We start from the raw sequence: 14,439 nt of genomic DNA on the forward strand, positions 1-14,439 counted from the left end.
GCTGGTTTCTTCAACTCTAAAGCGTCGCCGGATGGGTATTTCCTTTGATACTAAAGTTCCTTGCCCTTCTTCTCAGCCATCCTCCATGCAAGTTTAGCTCCTACTGCCGCCATAGCAAGGGCACCAATTACAGCTCCAATATATGCCGCTAACTCATATCCTTCAAGTCCGGTATATTTATGGATTTCGAAGCCGCCTAAAAAAGTTCCGCCCACGACTAAGCCCAGGTATCCACCCCCAATAACTCCGGCTACGAAACCTATAATACCTCCGATAAGACCCGGCAATAGTTTCTTTTTCACAGCCAACCAACTCCTTCACGTATAGTTGTGTTACACCGTACAAGCCTCTTGAAATGCCCCTTGGTTCCTGTACTCAAATGATGCTTCATCTGTTAAGTGTAAAAGATATAGTCTGTCACGCATGGCAATCTTTCCATTACTGGATGATCCAAGCATTCCTTTTGTCTAACGTAATTCCCTCCATTCACAGCGGCGCGATTTCAATAAAAAGTTTCATAAATCCCAAAAGGCAGAAGCGATTTTCATCGTTTCTGCCTTTTGCTTGCATCAACCGCGGTAGAGCGGAAAATATCGGGGATCTTCAATGGCGCCTCTGCTCAACTGATTATCCGACAGAAGCTTGTAGATTGTTTCGTTGCGGATTTTCTTGCCAGTCAGGATGTCGAGCGGCTCGGTTTTTGTAAACCCGCGCTTGAAGCGGTACAGCACGTCCCCATTGGCTCCGCCAAGATGCAATTGTTTCTTGCCATGCTCGACTCCCCAGCGGCAGCCTTCATTCAGCAACAGGCTATTGCCCGCCAGATGGAAAAATTCAGGATCATTCGCTGCCAGGTGGTAATGCAGCAGATTCCCATGGTGCACAAACAGAGAGCCTGAAATATATTGGCCTTCGTATTTCGCGTAGACGATGAATTGCTTGCCTTTCAGCAAAGTGAACGATTCCGCCAGCAGCTCTTTTGAGAAACGGTAATGATCCGGGATGTCATTCCGTTTCGCCATGATCTCATAGAGCCGGTGAAACTCGTCAATTGTGGAACCCGTGTAATCATACTCAATTTCCACATTGTTTTTTAAGGCCCGCCGGACTTGTTGGCGTGTACTAGATTTGAATTCTTCCATGAAATAATCGTCTACGCCCAAGTCGATGTACAGTGAGATTCCGCGGTTGTCGATGCCGTAGATGTCCTCAAAGTCTTCGGCATTCTTCACCCATTCATTGAAGCGGATGTATTCAGAAACGATCCAATTGTCTATGCAGTATTTTTGGAACGCTCTATCGAATGACGCCGCAAGCTCTTTTCTCCTGCCCTCAGCACAGCTGAGGATCACCGGTCCGCCTGGGCCAAAAGGGGTGATGGTATCGTAATAGGTGATATCTCCTAAGTCAATCGGAATCGGCCGCACAACAAATTGGTAATAGACATGGCCGTAGTCCGTTACAAACTCAAAAACCTCATTTTCCCCCATCTCCTGTTTCGCATAAGACTTGCCCCATTCCGGCAAGAAAAAAATATCAGACAATAACGAGGTCGGCATAACTGTCATTTCGTATTTCCTCCTTTAATAGCTGCAAACCTAAATTTAGCAGGTTGAATCGATTCTAAAACTATGATAATCAAACAGAGTTAAGGCCAGGTTAAATGCATTGGGTAAAATACATGGCCAGGCATAGGGCGGCCATCGATTCTCTTTATTTCTTTATATATATTTCCAAGAAATGAGTGCATTTATTACTCCCATTTCATATTAACACATCACCAAATTAGTTTTTGCAAATTTCTGTTTAATCAAAAAAATCTATAAAAAAGCCTGGAACTGATTCTTCCACGCTTACGCTAACAGCTATATTCAATCAAATAAAAATCAAATCCTCCATCACCCTATTAAATAAACTGAATATTGACATAAATTAAGAAAAAGGTGTTATCATGAAGATGTTTCTATACATTTAAAAATGCCGCCTGCCATTGGAAGCAAGTCTTTATCTAGTTGAAAGGAGGAAACGCAGTGACTATGTTTGAAGAAAAGCAACCCGCAGTTTCTTTGGAAAAGATGGAATGGATGTACGAACAAATGGTGAAGATCCGCTACTACGAAGACCAGATGGCGGAAGCGTATATGGAAGGCAAAACGCCGGTATTCAATATCGGGGCTGGGACTGTGCCGGGTGAAATGCATTTGGCTACAGGACAAGAACCGGCAGCAGTGGGCATCTGTGTGCATTTGACGAAAGACGATACGGTGACGGCTCCCCACCGCCCCCACCACCATGCCATTGCCAAAGGCGTCGATTTGAAGAAGATGACCGCTGAAATTTTCGGAAAAGAAACCGGGCTCGGCAAAGGGAAAGGTGGACATATGCACCTGTTCGACCCGGAAGTGAAATTCTCTTGCGGCGGCATTGTCGGTGCCGGCATCCCCCATGCAGTCGGAGCGGCCATGACCAGCAAAATGAAAGGAAAAGACTGGGTGGCTGTGGCCTTTATCGGAGAAGGTGCCGCAAACGCCGGTGCTTTCCACGAATCGTTGAATCTTGCAGCGGTCTGGAATCTGCCGCTTATTGTCGTCGTGGAAGACAATTCATACGGCATTTCTGTGGCGAAAAAAGCGTCCACTTCCGTCGAATCGAATGATTTACGGGCTTCTGCTTACGGCATTGCCGGCGCCTATGTGAAAGACAATGACCCGATCGCCATGTATAAAGCAGCCGAAGAAGCGGTTGCCAGAGCACGCAACGGACAAGGACCGACCATCATTGAAATCGAAACCTACCGCTACCTGGGCCATTTCCAGGGAGATCCCGAATTATACCGGGACCAGACGGAAGTGCCCGGGCTTCGCCAGCTGGATCCGATCAATAAACTCAGAAAGATGTTGGCAGAATCCGAGAACATCAGCGAAGCTGATCTGGAAACCATGGAAAAGCGCGCCAAACAAGAAGTGGATGAAGCCTACCAGTTCGCAAGAGACAGCAGCTATCCGGATCCGGAATCTGCATTGAAAGATGTCTTCCATTCATAAAACAGGAAAGGAGCCGATCTATTGTGGAAACAGCAAAAAAACGGATGTTGACCGGCAATAAAGCGATGGCAGAAGCAATTTCACAGGAAATGGAACGCGATCCGAATGTCTTTGTATTGGGAGAGGATATCGGGAAATATGGAGGCATCTTTGGTTCGACGCAAGGATTGATTGAGAAGTTCGGACCGGAGCGAGTATTGGATACCCCGATTTCCGAAACGGCCTTTATCGGTGCTGCCATTGGCGCTGCCGCGGAAGGCATGCGGCCCATTGCAGAATTGATGTTCGTCGACTTTTTTGGCGTCTGCATGGACCAGATCTATAACCACATGGCGAAGATCCCTTATATGTCGGGCGGCAACGTCAAACTGCCGATGGTGCTGATGACCTCGGTCGGCGGCGGCTACCGGGATGCTGCCCAGCATTCGCAGACACTTTATGCGACCTTTGCCCATATGCCGGGCATGAAAGTCGTCGCGCCGTCCAATCCCTATGACTTGAAAGGGATGATGGTGTCAGCGATCCGCGATGACAATCCCGTTGTCTTCATGTTCCATAAGTCACTCCAAGGACTGGGCTGGATGGAGCAGTTGGATGTCGCCGTCGACAACGTTCCTGAGGAATCCTATACCGTTCCGTTGAATAAAGCAAAAGTCGTCCGGGAAGGAAAAGACGTGACGATCGTCGGCATCCAGATGATGACCCATTACGCGGTCGAAGCGGCGGAGCGGCTGGCCAAAGACGGCATCGAAGCGGAAGTCATCGATTTGCGGTCACTGGCACCGATCGATAAAGACACCATTATTGAGTCCGTCAAGAAAACCCATCGCCTCCTCGTGGTCGATGAAGATTACCTGTCCTACGGAATGACAGCGGAAGTCTCGGCGATTGTCGCAGAAGAAGCCTTCTTCGAAATGGAAGCACCGATCAGCCGGCTGGCTATTCCCGATGTGCCGATTCCCTACAGCGGCGTCTTGGAAGACTTCGTGATTCCGGGGCCGAATAAAATCTATGAGCAAGTGAAAAAGATGATGGATAAAGCTTAATGCCCCTGGAGGTGCTGGAATGATTGAGGTCCGATTGCCGAAGTTGGATGAGGATGTAGATGAAAGCCTGATGGTTCTCTGGTTTGTGTCAGTTGGCGATTTCGTGGAAAAAGGACAAGCATTGGTGGAAGTCCAAACGGAAAAAGCCGTTTCTGAAATAACTGCTGAAAGCAGCGGAACCATCCAGGAAATTACCGTGAAACGAGGCGACTCCGCAAGAATTGGCGATGTGCTGGCAACCATCGATCCAGACGGGGTGCCCGGCAAAGGAGCAGCCGGCCAAGATGAAGCGCCCGCACAGGAAACGCCCAAAGAGACAGAGCCTAAGAAACAGGAAGCCAGCAGTTTCGTGCGTGTTTCGCCGAGGCTCCGGAGGCTCGCCAAAGATTTGGGAGTCAATCTGGAGGCAGTAAAAGGGTCTGGACCCCAAGGCAGCATCACGGAGGAAGACATCCGGGATGAAGCGGGGCTTTAAGGCTGTCAGCCAATCCCATTATTGAACTTGGCTGGGATGATTAACACCCAAAACAACCGCCTTCCTTTTGGAACGGCGGTTGTTTTTATATGGATTTCAGATTGTCGTATATGATTGGAATCGTTTAGCATTTTTATAAAAGAGTCAGTCTCCAGTTTATAATTTCGCGGTCAAGCCGCCATCAATCACAAACTCAGCCCCGGTGGCATAGCCCGATTCATCTGAAGCTAAGTAGACGACCAAATTGCTCACTTCCAGCGGCTGTGCTGTACGCTGCAAAGGAATTGCCTTGGCCAGCTTACTGACTCGGCTCCTCCTGACCATCGGCGTTTCGATAAGTCCCGGATGAACGGAATTCACACGGATTCCCTCTGGCGCAAACTCAATTGCGGCACTTTTCGTCATGCCTCTTACCGCAAACTTTGAGGCGCTATAAGCGATTGAGTCCATGTTCCCTTTTAACCCGCTGACGGAAGAAATATTAATGATGGATCCACTTCCCTCTTTGCTCATTGACGGATGCACGGACTTCATCCCCAGAAATACCGAAACCTGGTTGATATCAATGACTCTTCGATATTGTGCTTCTGTCATTTTATCGATTGAGTTGAGCAAAGCAATCCCTGCATTATTCACCAACACGCTGACCGGTCCAAATGTCGATTCCGTCTCAGCAACCACCTTTTCCCATTCTGAAGCCTTCGTGACATCATGCTTCAGGAACCTGATGTTGCCGCCAAGCTCACTGGCCATTGCTGTGCCTTCGTTTTCCAGGATGTCAGTGATCATGACTTTTGCGCCTTCTTCTAAAAACCTTTTCGCATGTGCTGCCCCCATCCCTCTGGCCCCTCCAGTGATAATAGCCACTTTCCCGCCCAATCTGCCCATTCTCGTTCTCCCCCTTTTTTTCATTGTTTCCCTCAATTATTCAAATGTCACAAGATAATAATCTGAATATTCATTATACAATGCTTCCCTTTAACTTATTCATGAATAAAACAAACCAACGAGTTTAGCCATAAGAAATTAAAGGAATTACAAAAGTATCATGAAAGATCTGGAGTTTCTTATACTCCAAACAACCTCGTTACCCAGCAACTAGGTGAAGGGAGGATTTGGATGAAGCATACAGGCGTACTATTAGTCATGCTTGCGGCTATAAGCTGGGGAATCAGCGGAGTGATTGCCGATATCCTCATGACTAAAGGCTGGAGCCCTATCGTGATTTCATTTTACCGGGGTGCGATCGGGCTGCTGGTTTTTTTCATCTGGTTCTTTCTTCACTTCAAAAAAAATTGGGCGGCCTCTCGCCCCTTGTTCCTATGGTCTTTACTTGCAGGGATAGGAGTTGCCGGCAACTTCACTTTTTATTTTTTGAGCATCCAGGCTTCAAGTGTTGCCGTAGCAGCGACTTTAATGTACACCGCCCCTATATTTGTTCTATTAACTTCTTTTCTATTGCGCCTGGAGCGTTCTACTTGGTTTAAATGGGGAAGCATTGCGGGAGTTCTTTTGGGGATTGTCCTGCTGACAGGCGCATATAACCTTGACTCCATTTCAGTAAGTTTTTTAGGGGCTGTTACAGGACTTGCTTCTGCCCTTTCCTATGCCCTGTTTATCTTCTCTTTTAAAAAAGCTTCGGAGCACGGAAAGCCGCAGCTCACCTTAACAATTGCTTTTTTATCGTTTTGCCTTGTCCTGTCCATTCTTTTAGACTACAAGGAATCGGCGGCTGTGCTGTCTTCTGCTGATATCGGCTGGTTTTTACTGTTAGGCATCATAGGAGCAGGCATCTCATTTATCTTATATGTAATCGGCATCCGATCGACGACTGCCGCAACGGCTTCGATGGTGGCGATGGTTGAACCGGTCACAGCTTCCTTGCTGGGGGTTTTGCTTCTTGGAGTCGATCTGACGCTTATTCAATTTCTTGGGATGGTCATTATCTTAATGACCATTACTGTGCTTAGTGTGAAGCAGTCCGATTGATTGGATGAAATTCGATTTCATGATCCCCTTTATTTTTTAACAATAAGAAGACACCTTCATGCTTGTGATCATAGAAAAACCGCGATTTGGCCAGGTAACCCAAATCGCGGTTTTCTTCCTTTATTATAAAAGCTTTTTCTTGATTTCTTCAAATTCTTCAGTAGTAATCTCACCTTTAGCAAGCCGGTTCTTGGCGATTTCCATTGCGTCTGCACTGGAATCTTTCTGTGATTGACTAAAATTGTTATTATTATTGTTTTTCATAATAAAGTAAATACCGATGCCCACTATTATTAGTAAAATGATCAACAACCAAAACCCACCTCCTAGTCCCATTCCCCATCCGGGTCCCATCATTTTTTTCTACCTCCCTTTTTTTTTAGTTCTGGTATACTTCTACACTTCAAATGTACACCCTAGACATGCAGAAATTGTGGAGGCGGGGAAGCTTTTTTCTAAAAATGACTCCAGATAGGTAAAGAAAAAACGGACCCCGAAGGATCCGTTTTGTTCAATTTCGGAAAGTAGTTAAGAGAAGGACACAAAAGCTTATTGGAAGAAACTTATTGCATCCTTTTCTATTGGGAGAGCACCCTTAATCCGTATGTTTGAGGAAAAGAGCATTCCCGTTTTTGATGAATCTCCACACCGCCGCAATCAGGAAAATCACGATGCCGGCAATCAACATCCCTTGGATGGCCGTCGCTAACTCCGGATTGACCCGTCCGCTCGCATACGAACCGTAGATCCCGAAAAACGCCCATGCCAAAGGAAGCGGGAAGGCGGCATTTTTGTACCGCGACAAGTAAAGGAGGACAAATGCGATGGCAACCCCTAAGATGATCAGCGTCCAGACCGAATAGGAAATGCCGAAACCGTTCCATTCCAGCTGCACTAAAAGCAACGAGACGTTGACGACGGTCGCGATGGTCACCCATGCACAGTAGAACGTGAAGCTGAGTCCTGCCAGTGTTGATGGAATTTCAAAACGATGCGTATAGATTTTGCCGATGATGATGAGCAATGAGAACAACATGCCTATTATCAAAATCGTGGAAATGCCCAGTCGCTCATAAGAGAACGCAACGATCCAGGCCATGTTGCACAGCGAGAGCACGATAAACCATGGCGAGATCAACAAGACCAGCTTGCTGACTCTCGCATCTTTCCGTTTGATAAATAAATAGACCAGCGTAATCAGCAGCAGACTATAGATGACGCCCCAAATCGAAAACGTAAAAGGCGCCGGGGAAATAAGCGTCATGTATTGGTCGGAGATGTCCCCTTGGCTCTGCCCATTGAAAAATCCTGAAGATCCGAGGTAATTGACACCGAGCGTCAAAAAATATAAAACCAAATTTACTATGGCGAAGATTGTTGTTTTCTTCAGCGTGCTGTCATTCATCGTAACGCATCCTTTCAATAGCTATTTTCCCATCGTTCCGTGAATGCTGTTTTATACAGCCGCATCCAGTCAGCACAAAATAATTCTTATACTAGCTTCTACAATACCTCTTCCCTAATTAGCTGGGCTGTAAAACTGATCTCTGCAAAAGAAACGGAAATCTGCCCGGAAGCGCTTTACATAATGTCACTTGGGGAAAATTTGTCTGTTTGGGAATAAAATGCGTATAAATAAGAAAAGAAAAAATCGTCCGGTGCGTGAACACTGGACGACCAACAATCTATAGATCCCTTCAAGAGGATCAACTTCCTTATATGGGTTCACTTTACAGCTTAGCTTTTCTTTCACTTCCAGAGCGCCTCAATTTCCCAAAGCAATCTTAATATGCTCCAAATGATGTTCTTCGTGCCAGCACAGTTTCGCCAGCTTGGTCGCAACGCTGATTTCGCCATCCGTTTCGTGGGTGAAGATGCGGCCCAATTGCTCGTCAGTCAAATGCTGGCCAAGTGCGGCGATCCGCCCATTCAGCCCCTCCAGCATCCGGATTGAACTTTCCACCGGCAGCTCGTTATCCGGAAGCGCCACCCATTTTTCCTGATCAAAAGCAGGAACCGTCGGATTGTCGTCCGTCAACGCCAGTTTCAGGCGCTGATACATATTCAATTGCGAATCTGCAATGTGATGCACAAGCTGGCGCACTGTCCAGCTGCCTTCCCTGTACTTCTTGCCCAATTGTTCTTCATCCAATAGATCGACAGCTTCTCTCAACCGCGTAGTGTATGTGCCAATTTTCCCGAGCCATTCCTGGATATGTTCAGCTTTCACGTTGTCAGGAACCTGTAATTGTCCAATAGGAAATTTTACATCCATTTTTACAACCTCTTTTCCTTATTCGTATTTGTGTGCCATTTTATTAACGCTCAATATACCAATGAGATCGGATTTTGTAAACTAGCAGGCTGTGGCGCAAACTCCAGCAAAATTTATTTTCAACTCGTCAGCCGCCCACCTTACAGTTTGAAGGAATTCTCTTACGGGAAATGGAGAGAGTCCACAGTTGATATAGGTGGGACAGCCCACTGGATTGCGCCTTCCAGCGTGGAATTTTCCTTTTCATGCCTCAATGCCAAAACCGTATCCTGAAACCTTTATGGTTCCCGAATACGGTTTTCTTTGCATGCAATTGCAGGAAATAAAAGCGATTGATTAATTCAAATAATTTTCAATCAGAAAATAAGTTCTTTCTTTCGTTTCAAATGCTAGATAGTCCATTCCTGCAGCTCTTTCATAAGCCCGTTCTTTTGGCATTTCAGCAAAATTTTGTTCTTTCATTTTGATCCATTCATTTTGATTACTCTTCAGGTTTTCAAATTCTGCTTGTGGCATTGTGGACTTAAGTTCGCTCCATACTTCGTTTAATAAGTCATCCCAATCACTATAGTACTGACCGTAGAAACCAGACTCCATATCTTGTGCATACAGTTTTTTGGCTTCCGTGATTATCCCTTCTTCAAGGATATTGGCCTTCTGCAAATAACCATTCGAACCATTCGTTTGGACAGTGGATTGCGTAGCAGCCTCTGCTGTTGCCACTTCTTTCTGCTCTTCTTCATCTGCTGTTGCCTGTTCTTCTTCACTTGCTCGTGCGCGCTCATCTTCCAACATTTTCAGCGCTTCTTCTTTAGCTAATGCTTTCTGCTTTTTGTCCTCTTCTGCTTGCAGCTTTTCTGCTTCTTTACTTGCCGCCTCTTGTTCTTGTTCTGCTTTTGCTTGCTCTTCTTCCTCTATTTCTTGTGATATTACCTCATCTTTTTCCATTTCTTCTGTAATGCTATCAACTCTGATTAACTGGCGATTTCCATCTGGATTATTTGAGTTTGTTAAGAGTTTTATCGTGTTTTTATTTTCAAAGAAGCCTTCAAACACAAATTCATTAACGCCACTTTCTGGATTAACCACTTCTATCATAAAGTTATCGTCTTGAGTTTCGGTTAAGATGTATTCAATAGTCATTGGTTCTTCATCTTGTTCCCTTGTTAAGATTCTTTCTTCGCTTATCTCCAGGTAGGATGCTTCGTTGTCGCCTAAAACTAATTTCCAACTGCCGATTATCTTACTTTCAGTCGAACCGCCGCAAGCGGACAACAGCAGCAGTATACCCATCACCATCAAAAAACTCAGCCATTTTTTCTTTATCGCCATTTCTTCATCTCCTATTTCTTTCTTTTTACTATCCATGCCAGCATTGAACCCTTTACTCCCATAGAATCACATGATTTTCACAAATTCCAAATACTTCTCCACGGCATATTCGGAGCTTACTCCCTTCCTATCGAAAAAACTATTGAACTACTGCATATACTGAATAAATAGTACCATAAAAATATAAACTTAAATACATAAAATTCCCATTTTTTAATATAACCCCCTAATACATAAGCATAAAATCAAAGAATCAACCAATCATCTGCCCCCAAGATTGTTCTCCATAAAAATCATGATCATCGGGAAAATCGTCAGTAACGTCCAACAGATTCCAGAAGAAATCGGCGCGGAAGCGGCTGCCACCAAAAATGGACTCTTTGGAATAGATCAGCTCAAGAATGAAGCATTATGGGGTGTCATGCATAGGGCGCGATTTAATGTTACGGTGATGAAAAGAGTTGAAAGTTGATCTAAACAGTAAAATCCGTGAAGTAAAGCATTCATCGCTTTTACTTCACGGATCTTTTTCTTTGTATGTCGCCTATCCAGTTAATATAGTAGACATTAAATTGAATGGGCTTCGGAACAAGAAAATCATTTAACAGTGTTGTTTGTTCTTTTTGGATGAAAAAGCGTAAACGCCTAAAAGGTTTAATCAGCCCCTCAAGAGCGCCCGTTAGGAATTACGAACAGCTTTTTTCTTTACTGTAAAATTCGTAAGCAAAGTAGCCGATCAACATGCCGATTCCGGCTCCCAGCACAATGGCGTTGGACAATGAAATGCTGAAAATGATACCGGAAAGTACACCGATTGCGCTTCCGAAGACCATGCCAAGCGGAATCAAACTGTCCAACAGCGTTTGAGCTTCTGTCGTTTCTTTCTTACCGAGCGTGCCTCGCTTCTGTTTGGCTTTAAGCCGTTTAATTACAAAGATAGCAATCGCCCCTACGATGGCAATTGGCAATACAATGCGGATAATGTCCAACAATGACTCCATTTGAAGAACTCCCTTTCTGAGCTTATGAACTCAAGCGTAACAAAAGAGAGAGAAATATCAACTATCATCCTTCTTTTACTCACTGCTTATAAGGTTGTAAAATTAATTCGCATTTTGGGGATTCCTTAGCCTTTCCAGGATTTCGAAAGTGAATTATATGAAAATATGCCTGTATTACGGGGTAGACGGGTAGAAAAGAATATAGATAAACTTATTTTGAAGAAGGCATGTCCAAAAATATCCTATAAAAAATGCCGAACTTCGCGATGTTTCTTCGCAAATTTCGGCATTTGTCATTTATAAAACTTGATCGGCTTTAAGATTGCTGTATATATGATGGATTCCAATACTTAGTTGGCTTGTTTATTTTTCTTGTCGAAAGCCTTTACCAATTCTTCTGCCAATGCTTCAGAAGAGAACGGGTCGCGCCCGGTCACCAATTGGTCATTGCCCCATACCACTTTTTGCTCAGCAGAATAGTTTGCTACTTTGCTCATTTCCCCTTCCAGGCTAAATGGCAGAATGGCAGGAAGACCTTCAGGTTCAACCGCTTCCGGATATCCTGTTACGTCCAAGCCGGAAATGATGCTTTTGCCATCCGGACGTTTTGTCCAAAGTAACGGAGCGGGTCCGTGGCATACGGCCGACACGATATTTCCGTTGTCGTAAACGGCATTGATGATTTTATGCAAGGTTTCATTTTTAGCCAGGTCATACATTGCCCCGTGGCCACCAACGATGAATACCGCGTCATAGTCTTCTGGAGTGACTTCCGAAAGAGCTTTGGTGTTATCCGCTAATCCTGATTCGTACATTTTTTTGTATTTGCCTTCAGGGTCATAATCTTCACTAATGCTGACCTGATCCAGTTCAGGTTTTCCACCTAATGGTGAAGCCAGATCCACTTGATGTCCTGCGTTCTCCAATACTTCCATCGGCGCAAACAATTCTTCGGCCCACCAGCCGGTTTCGTAATTATTTTCTGTATCTTTGTGTCCACTTGATAGTACTGCTAATACTTTAGCCATCTTCTATTTCCTCCTCTGATTATAAAATACCCTAATACTAGTAATTCCCGAATACTTTCCTGCTTAAACAAACTAACAAGATAGACAATTCCAATCCACGAGTTCTTCGTTTTAATTTTTTCACCTAATTTTCTTCTCAGATTTTCTTAAGCAGTATGATTGCGTGTCTTGAATTGCGTTCAACACAGGGAAGCTGTTTTTTAAAACTGTTTTCCAGACAAGGACATGATTCACAACCAGTAAACCGAATACTATGAACCTGCATTGGAGGAAGGGGTGGAACTGCTCAAAAATAAATTCGAAAAAAGGATACCTCACCAAAGGAACGACACTCACCGGCCGCCTTCATTTCCAAACGGAAACGACAAGAATCAGGGCAACGAACACCTTGAGAAGCTTGATCGTCTTGAAGCAGGACGATCCTGATTATTATCAAGAACTCACCAGCAAAGAAGGAACCATTTCACACGGATAACTCTATACCTATGAAAAAAAGAAGGTGTACTCAGAAAAGAGTGTATAGACGAAACAAAATCATTGGGACAATATAATACACCTTTGAAACGGCACACTTTGCACAAGTGCTGGAATCGAAGGTGTATTGCATAGGCGGAAGCATTTCAAATTGTTTCTTTCCTACCAGTCCCCGATTCCCTCCTATGTTCAGCACAATTAGGACTCTTTAGCTTTTTCGATATTAATGTAAAAGAAATCCGCTCTATAGTTGAATAGGCGGATTTCTTCTGACTGAAGTTACATATTGAGCATAAGTTCTTATTGGGTTAAAGTTTGAACACGTACTGCTTACTTTTCACCGCTTAATTCCACAAGGATTTTCACTTGTGTTTTATCTTTCGTCAACGCCTCAAAACCTTTTTCCACAATGTCATCCAAGTGGATTTGAGAGGTGACGATGCTTTGCGGATTCAACTGGCCCGTCCCCATCAAGTCTACGGTCTGTTGGAAGGAAGTCGGTGTATAGGCGATCGAAGACGTGATTTTAACGCCTGTATTGGTCAATTGAAGGGGATTCCATTCGATGGGTCTCGCGAAAATCGACACAATCACCATCGTTCCGCGTGCTTTTGTGGATGCGATTGCTTGGGTAAATGTGGGCGCGACACCCGCAACTTCAAACGATACATCCACTCCGTCTGGAACAATGGCACGAATGGCTTCTACCGGATCTTCGTTTCCAGAGTTAACAACATGCGTTGCACCTAACTCTTTGGCTTTTTCAAGACGCGTTTCCGATAGATCCAACACGATGATTTTGCTTGCGCCTGCAGCTTTTGCAGCAATTACAGTCACCAATCCAATCGGTCCAGCACCAAATATTGCGGTAGTATCCCCAAATTGAAGTCCGCCTTCTTTGATTGCCTGGACAGCCACGGCAGTTGGTTCAACGAGCGCGCCTTCTTGCAAACTTAATGTTTCTGGAAGAAGGTAAACATTCGATTCGGGTGCATTGGCAAAAGTAGTAAATCCTCCGTCTCCGTGAAGGCCAATAAAGCTGAAACCATCGTATTGATCAATATCTTCTGGTTTGTTGCCGTGGGTCAACGTAGGGTTGATCGCAACGCGATCGCCCACGCTGAATTTCGTTACTTGTGATCCTACTTTTTCAATCACGCCCGCAAATTCATGTCCCATAATAAGCGGCGCGATTTCACCGGTTAATGGGTCTTCTTTTTCCGTAGGGACAAATACCGGCCCTTCTTGGTATTCGTGCAAGTCACTGCCGCAAATGCCAGCCCATGCGACACGGACTGTGACTTCATTGTCTTTTAATGCTTTTAACTCTCTTTCTTCGATGCGGATATCTTTTTCTCCATACCATACTGCTGCTTTCATAATAAATTCCTCCTGAGTTGTGAATTCTTTACTCTTGAATGCTGTTGATAATATAAGAGACTGTAATGTATACTCCCGAAAAATTAAACTAAATACTTTGATTACATATGCCGTGAATTAAATATATATGCAACATCATCTTATTCCTCTTAGTTTATATCGTCAATGATACTGTTTGTGTATTTTGCAATACACAGTTTGGTATTTCTTACTTCTCTTGTATTAGAAATAAACATATTGAAATGTTATTCACAGCACTTCAAAATTGCATAAACATGCATTATAACCTCTGCTTTTCGACTGAAGAAGTATGGATATCAGGAAACCAAAATCAAAAAAATGTGCGGGCGACTAGAGTCACCCGCACTTCTTTCTATTCTACTCCGCAGCGCTGA

14 protein-coding genes are annotated in these 14,439 nt (G+C 44.4%); 4 read left to right on the forward strand and 10 right to left on the reverse strand.

The window, feature by feature from the left end:
* Positions 1-50 precede the first annotated feature (50 nt).
* Together AC1MEO_RS09510 and AC1MEO_RS09515 are read right to left on the reverse strand one after the other, a co-directional pair.
* Complete coding sequence (locus AC1MEO_RS09510) at positions 51-302, reverse strand: hypothetical protein (RefSeq protein WP_480335902.1); 252 nt, start codon at positions 300-302, stop codon at positions 51-53.
* 267 nt (positions 303-569) lie between these two features.
* Entirely contained in the window at positions 570-1,568 is a 999-nt protein-coding gene (locus tag AC1MEO_RS09515) for a GNAT family N-acetyltransferase (RefSeq protein ID WP_480335904.1), read from the reverse strand.
* A gap of 468 nt (positions 1,569-2,036) precedes the next feature.
* Between AC1MEO_RS09515 and AC1MEO_RS09520 the strand changes: the two genes are divergently transcribed.
* From AC1MEO_RS09520 to AC1MEO_RS09530, 3 genes are read left to right on the forward strand one after another with little or no spacing between them, the layout of a single operon-like run.
* Positions 2,037-3,044: a thiamine pyrophosphate-dependent dehydrogenase E1 component subunit alpha gene (locus AC1MEO_RS09520; protein WP_480336069.1), complete on the forward strand. Its 1,008-nt coding sequence runs from the start codon at positions 2,037-2,039 to the stop codon at positions 3,042-3,044.
* A gap of 44 nt (positions 3,045-3,088) precedes the next feature.
* Positions 3,089-4,090, forward strand: coding sequence for an alpha-ketoacid dehydrogenase subunit beta (locus AC1MEO_RS09525; protein ID WP_480336071.1), 1,002 nt, complete (start codon positions 3,089-3,091; stop codon positions 4,088-4,090).
* 19 nt (positions 4,091-4,109) lie between these two features.
* Positions 4,110-4,565 carry a biotin/lipoyl-containing protein gene (locus AC1MEO_RS09530; protein ID WP_480335906.1) on the forward strand — a complete coding sequence of 152 codons (456 nt, stop codon included), beginning with the start codon at positions 4,110-4,112 and terminating at the stop codon, positions 4,563-4,565.
* Between the two features lie 156 nt (positions 4,566-4,721).
* Here the strand turns inward: AC1MEO_RS09530 and AC1MEO_RS09535 are convergent, their stop codons facing one another.
* On the reverse strand, positions 4,722-5,453 hold the full coding sequence (locus AC1MEO_RS09535) for a glucose 1-dehydrogenase (RefSeq protein ID WP_480335907.1): 732 nt from the start codon (positions 5,451-5,453) through the stop codon (positions 4,722-4,724).
* Positions 5,454-5,684: 231 nt separating this feature from the next.
* Here AC1MEO_RS09535 and AC1MEO_RS09540 point away from each other — a divergent pair, with 231 nt between their 5' ends.
* Complete coding sequence (locus AC1MEO_RS09540; RefSeq protein ID WP_480335908.1) at positions 5,685-6,554, forward strand: DMT family transporter; 870 nt, start codon at positions 5,685-5,687, stop codon at positions 6,552-6,554.
* A gap of 123 nt (positions 6,555-6,677) precedes the next feature.
* Here AC1MEO_RS09540 and AC1MEO_RS09545 read toward each other — a convergent pair whose 3' ends face one another.
* The 7 genes from AC1MEO_RS09545 to AC1MEO_RS09575 form a co-directional block, all read right to left on the reverse strand.
* Positions 6,678-6,911: an SHOCT domain-containing protein gene (locus AC1MEO_RS09545; RefSeq protein ID WP_480335909.1), complete on the reverse strand. Its 234-nt coding sequence runs from the start codon at positions 6,909-6,911 to the stop codon at positions 6,678-6,680.
* Positions 6,912-7,149: 238 nt separating this feature from the next.
* On the reverse strand, positions 7,150-7,959 hold the full coding sequence (locus tag AC1MEO_RS09550) for a TspO/MBR family protein (protein ID WP_480335911.1): 810 nt from the start codon (positions 7,957-7,959) through the stop codon (positions 7,150-7,152).
* 360 nt (positions 7,960-8,319) lie between these two features.
* The gene (locus AC1MEO_RS09555) at positions 8,320-8,829 is read right to left on the reverse strand and encodes a YfiT family bacillithiol transferase (RefSeq protein ID WP_480335912.1); all 510 of its coding nucleotides are present in this window, start codon (positions 8,827-8,829) and stop codon (positions 8,320-8,322) included.
* A 336-nt stretch (positions 8,830-9,165) separates the two neighbouring features.
* Complete coding sequence (locus tag AC1MEO_RS09560) at positions 9,166-10,197, reverse strand: lysozyme inhibitor LprI family protein (protein ID WP_480335913.1); 1,032 nt, start codon at positions 10,195-10,197, stop codon at positions 9,166-9,168.
* A 650-nt stretch (positions 10,198-10,847) separates the two neighbouring features.
* The gene (locus AC1MEO_RS09565; RefSeq protein WP_480335914.1) at positions 10,848-11,162 is read right to left on the reverse strand and encodes a hypothetical protein; all 315 of its coding nucleotides are present in this window, start codon (positions 11,160-11,162) and stop codon (positions 10,848-10,850) included.
* A gap of 350 nt (positions 11,163-11,512) precedes the next feature.
* On the reverse strand, positions 11,513-12,190 hold the full coding sequence (locus tag AC1MEO_RS09570; RefSeq protein ID WP_480335916.1) for a type 1 glutamine amidotransferase domain-containing protein: 678 nt from the start codon (positions 12,188-12,190) through the stop codon (positions 11,513-11,515).
* An 804-nt stretch (positions 12,191-12,994) separates the two neighbouring features.
* Complete coding sequence (locus tag AC1MEO_RS09575) at positions 12,995-14,044, reverse strand: 2,3-butanediol dehydrogenase (protein ID WP_480335917.1); 1,050 nt, start codon at positions 14,042-14,044, stop codon at positions 12,995-12,997.
* Positions 14,045-14,439 lie beyond the last annotated feature (395 nt).

The organism is Planococcus sp. BI3 (assembly GCF_056680115.1).

Bases quoted from the DNA above. Each gene is read 5' to 3' on its own strand.
- AC1MEO_RS09565 (WP_480335914.1), bottom strand. From the start codon at position 11,162: ATGGAGTCATTGTTGGACATTATCCGCATTGTATTGCCAATTGCCATC.
- AC1MEO_RS09570 (WP_480335916.1), bottom strand. From the start codon at position 12,190: ATGGCTAAAGTATTAGCAGTACTATCAAGTGGACACAAAGATACAGAA.
- AC1MEO_RS09550 (WP_480335911.1), bottom strand. From the start codon at position 7,959: ATGAATGACAGCACGCTGAAGAAAACAACAATCTTCGCCATAGTAAAT.
- AC1MEO_RS09515 (WP_480335904.1), bottom strand. From the start codon at position 1,568: ATGACAGTTATGCCGACCTCGTTATTGTCTGATATTTTTTTCTTGCCG.
- AC1MEO_RS09545 (WP_480335909.1), bottom strand. From the start codon at position 6,911: ATGATGGGACCCGGATGGGGAATGGGACTAGGAGGTGGGTTTTGGTTG.
- AC1MEO_RS09535 (WP_480335907.1), bottom strand. From the start codon at position 5,453: ATGGGCAGATTGGGCGGGAAAGTGGCTATTATCACTGGAGGGGCCAGA.
- AC1MEO_RS09540 (WP_480335908.1), top strand. From the start codon at position 5,685: ATGAAGCATACAGGCGTACTATTAGTCATGCTTGCGGCTATAAGCTGG.
- AC1MEO_RS09560 (WP_480335913.1), bottom strand. From the start codon at position 10,197: ATGGATAGTAAAAAGAAAGAAATAGGAGATGAAGAAATGGCGATAAAG.
- AC1MEO_RS09530 (WP_480335906.1), top strand. From the start codon at position 4,110: ATGATTGAGGTCCGATTGCCGAAGTTGGATGAGGATGTAGATGAAAGC.
- AC1MEO_RS09575 (WP_480335917.1), bottom strand. From the start codon at position 14,044: ATGAAAGCAGCAGTATGGTATGGAGAAAAAGATATCCGCATCGAAGAA.
- AC1MEO_RS09520 (WP_480336069.1), top strand. From the start codon at position 2,037: ATGTTTGAAGAAAAGCAACCCGCAGTTTCTTTGGAAAAGATGGAATGG.
- AC1MEO_RS09525 (WP_480336071.1), top strand. From the start codon at position 3,089: ATGTTGACCGGCAATAAAGCGATGGCAGAAGCAATTTCACAGGAAATG.
- AC1MEO_RS09555 (WP_480335912.1), bottom strand. From the start codon at position 8,829: ATGGATGTAAAATTTCCTATTGGACAATTACAGGTTCCTGACAACGTG.